Genomic DNA, 3,760 nt, shown 5'->3' on the forward strand with positions numbered 1-3,760 from the left:
GGCGACATCCACCGGTTCACTACCCGGGATCGGTTCGCGTCGTGGAACGGCACCGCGCCGCTGGACGCCTCCTCCGGAGAACAGCAACGGCACCGCTTGTCTCGCGCCGGTAACCGCAGAATCAACCGGACGCTGCACATCATGGGTGTTGTCCAGCTCCGTAATCCCGCCGTCGGCCGCGTCTATTTCGACGGCAAAAAAGCGGCGGGTAAGACCTCGATGGAGGCGATGCGTGCGCTCAAACGACGCCTGTCCAACGTCGTCTACGCCCGCATGCTCGCCGACCAGAAACGACGTGAGGCGGCAGGTTCGGGAGGGCACTCGGGGACGACTCTGCAATCCAGCGTGACCGGCCTGACCCCGGACACCGGCCCTTCGGACAAGCCACAACCCGAACCTGCCACCGCCCAGCCTACCCCCGCCAGGACTGCACCTTGACATAAAGGGGAGCCATGACAGGACGCTTCCGATCGGCTGGCCAGCGAAATCTCTGCCCTCCTGCGGCTTGACCGACCTTATTCATCGGCGGGTGAGCGCATACCGGCCATCAGCCGCACCGAAAACAGTCTGGCGTGGTCGCTGGACCGTTCGGGCCGCTCAGGGCTGCGCGCGCGAGAGGATGCCGCGGACGAGGACGTCGACCGACCACGCGAACCTCTCCTCGCCGGTACCGGACATGATCTCGTTTCGTGCGGCGTGGATGCGGGGGTACCTGTCCGCCGGAGCGCGGTTGATCGCGTGGGCGACGGGGCCGTCCGGTGCCCCCGGGTCCGAGTCCTGCGCGTGTTCCGCCGCGACCGCGGTGACGAACATGGTCAGCATGTCGATGGCCCACGCCGCGTTCGCCTGGTCGACGCCGGCTTCGGCGAGGAGTTCGAGGAGAGCTTCGGCGATGCGCAGTGCGTTGGGTCCCACAGCGGTGGTTCGGAAGGCCATCAGAGCGAAGGCCGGCCTGGTCATCAAGACTCCGATGTAGGAGCGGAGGAGTCCTTCGAGCCGGTCACGCCATGAGCCTTCTGCCTCGTCGACCTTGACGGCTTCCAGCACGCGGTCGAGGACGAGCGCTTGGAGTTCGCTCATGTCGTTGACGTGGGCGTAGAGCGAGGCCGGGCCCGTGTCGAGTGCCTTCGCGATCTTGCGCAGGCTCATGGCTCCGTCCTCCGAGGTGATCTGGCGCAGCGCCTCCTCGACGATCGCGTCGCGGCTCAGCAGCGGTTTCGCCGCTCTGCGACGGCTCTCGACCTCGGAGGCGCCGAAGGGGTCATGGTGGGGCACGGGCGAACACTAGTCCTCGCGAACAGCGTTCGTCAAGTTGACGAACAGAGTTCGTTAAGCCTACCGTTCGTCAGGCGGCCACCGCGGTGCTCGGGGCTGAGGGGCAGGGGCGCCGCTCGTGGAGGGCTTGCGGCGAGCACCTTCGCCGGCCACGGAAACGCCCTTCTCCACGAGGAAAGAGAAAAGGGGAATCAGTATGTCTGCACGCAGGATCGTTATTGTGGGCGCGGGCCTGAGCGGTCTCGTCTGCGCTCGAATTCTCCAGCGGAACGGAATTCCCGTCACTGTCTACGAAGCGGACGTCGCACCGGATTCTCGCCAGCAGGGCGGCTCGCTCGACATTCACCACGACACCGGGCAGATCGCCCTCAGGGAAGCCGGCCTTTACGAGGAGTTCCGCGCTCGTACGCACGTCGGCGGCGAGGACATGCGCCTGCTCGACAAGACCGGGCGGGTGCACGTCGACAGGCGTGAACCGGCGGGCGGCCGTGGCCGGCCGGAAATCGATCGGACGGAACTGCGGCAGCTGCTCGTCGAGTCGCTGCAGCCGGGCACGATCGCCTGGGGCCGCAAGGTCATCGGCGCGCGGCCCCTCACGGCGGGGCACGCGCTCGAGTTCGCGGACGGCTCCGTGGTCCGCGCCGATCTCGTCGTCGGTGCGGACGGCGCGTGGTCGAGGATCCGGCCACTGCTGACTCCGGTGAAGCCCGGCTACACCGGGATCACCGTGGTCGAGATGCGCCTGACCGACGCGGTGGCCGAGCACCCGCAAGTGCTCGCGCTCACCGGGCGGGGAAACTTCTTCGCGCTGTCGGACAACAAGTACATCGGCGGGCACGGCGGGAACACCATCGCGTTCGGCTGCGGGTTACGTGTCCCCGAGAACTGGGTCGCCGACAGCGGTATCGATTGGCACGACCCGGAATCCGTCCGCGCGGGGCTGGTGCGCGAGTATCCCGACTGGGACCCGGCCCTGACCGGCCTGATCCGCGAGTGCGACGACGGCGCCATCTGGCCCCGGCCGATCCACGCACTGCCGACCGGTCTCACCTGGGAGCGGATCCCCGGCGTGACCCTGGTCGGCGACGCCGCGCACCTGATGTCGCCGTTCGCGGGCGAAGGCGCCAACATCGCGCTGATCGACGGCGCCGATCTGGCGCGGGAGATCCTCAACAGCTCCGACGCCGAAACCGCGCTCGCGCGCTACGAGAAAACGATGTTCCCGCGCGGCGCCAAAGCGGCCGCGGCGTCGCAGAAAGGTCTCGAGATGATGTTCGTCGACGGTCGGCCGATAAAGATGATCACGTTCTTCAAGGGTATGTCCGTCGTTTCGACCCTGACCAGACCGTTCGAGCGCCTTTTCGCCGGCAAGAACAAGGAGAAATGAGAAATGACGACCAACGGGACGTCCAGTCGGCTGGACGCGAACCTGACTCTGGGTGCTGTCGAGCTGACGGTCGCCGACCTGGACCGCAGCCTGGACTACTACACGCGGTCCATCGGCCTGAAGATCCTTGACCACGAGGCGGGCAGTGCATGGGTGGGAGTGCCTGGACGGGTGCTCGCCGTCCTGCGGGAGCGGCCCGGTGCGGGCCTTCCCCCGGCCTCGAGCCCGGGGCTCAGCCACTTCGCGCCCCAGGTGCCGACGCCCGCCGATCTGGCCCGGTTCGTTAAGCACTACACGGCGGAACACTCCGAGTTCGAGCTGGTGGATCACAGCGTCGCGCACTCGTGCTACGTCATCGACCCGGACGGTCATTGCGTGGAGGTCACCTGCGCCCGGCCGCGCGAGGAGTGGCGCTGGCAGGGCGACCGGCCCGCCGTTGTCGCCGATCCGATGGAGATGGCGGACTTCACCGACGAGCCCGGCGCGGACGAGCCGTTCACGGGGCTGCCCGCGGGGACGGAGATGGGGCACGTCCAGCTCAAGGTGACCGACGCCGAACTCGAGGCCACCGAGCCCTTCTACACCGATCTGCTCGGCTTCGACGTCCAAGGCAGGCTGGGGAACATCTTCCTCGCGATCGGGGTGACCGACCACCGAGCGCTGCTCGTCCTCACCAACCGGTTCAGCCCCGACGGAGGAGAACCCCTCCCCCAGGACACCGCGCACCTCGTCGGCGTCGACATGCTGCTGCCGACGGCGAAGGACGTGCGCGCACTGGCCGAGCGGCTCGCTGCGGTCGACTATCCCCATGCCCTCTCGGCGGACGTGCTGAAAGTGCACGACCCGTCGGGAAACCTGCTGCGCTTCACCTCGAACGCCAGGTGATCGGACGCCGCCCGCGGAGTGACCTGTGGTCCCACCACAGCGGCAGTCGGTTCTCATGCTCGTCGCGACCGGCGAAGACCGGTCAGGTCCCCTCGATCGTGCCGCCCGAGAACGCATTCTCATCGGCAGAAGAGGATGTTTGAGCGGCGGCTCGATCCCGGCACTGGGTGTCTGCACGAAGGTGCGCATGGGTTGTGGTCGGGGCCGCCGAAG

4 protein-coding genes are annotated in these 3,760 nt (G+C 67.6%); 3 read left to right on the forward strand and 1 reads right to left on the reverse strand.

The genetic code is table 11. The annotated features are described in order from the left end of the window. Positions 1 to 438: transposase (locus tag AB0M80_RS44075; RefSeq protein WP_364576517.1), on the forward strand; the 438-nt coding region annotated here is incomplete at its 5' end. Between the two features lie 159 nt (positions 439 to 597). Here AB0M80_RS44075 and AB0M80_RS44080 read toward each other — a convergent pair. Then, complete coding sequence (locus AB0M80_RS44080; RefSeq protein ID WP_364576518.1) at positions 598 to 1,275, reverse strand: TetR/AcrR family transcriptional regulator C-terminal domain-containing protein; 678 nt, start codon at positions 1,273 to 1,275, stop codon at positions 598 to 600. A gap of 118 nt (positions 1,276 to 1,393) precedes the next feature. Here AB0M80_RS44080 and AB0M80_RS44085 point away from each other — a divergent pair, with 118 nt between their 5' ends. Continuing rightward, positions 1,394 to 2,662 (forward strand): NAD(P)/FAD-dependent oxidoreductase, encoded by a 1,269-nt coding sequence (locus AB0M80_RS44085; protein ID WP_364576519.1) that lies wholly within the window; start codon positions 1,394 to 1,396, stop codon positions 2,660 to 2,662. A gap of 3 nt (positions 2,663 to 2,665) precedes the next feature. Continuing rightward, positions 2,666 to 3,547 carry a VOC family protein gene (locus tag AB0M80_RS44090; RefSeq protein WP_364576520.1) on the forward strand — a complete coding sequence of 294 codons (882 nt, stop codon included), beginning with the start codon at positions 2,666 to 2,668 and terminating at the stop codon, positions 3,545 to 3,547. The last annotated feature ends 213 nt before the right edge of the window (positions 3,548 to 3,760 follow it).

This window comes from Amycolatopsis sp. NPDC051045, assembly GCF_040682955.1.
Classification (GTDB): Bacteria; Actinomycetota; Actinomycetes; order Mycobacteriales; family Pseudonocardiaceae; genus Amycolatopsis.

Bases quoted from the DNA above. Each gene is read 5' to 3' on its own strand.
- AB0M80_RS44090 (WP_364576520.1), top strand. From the start codon at position 2,666: ATGACGACCAACGGGACGTCCAGTCGGCTGGACGCGAACCTGACTCTG.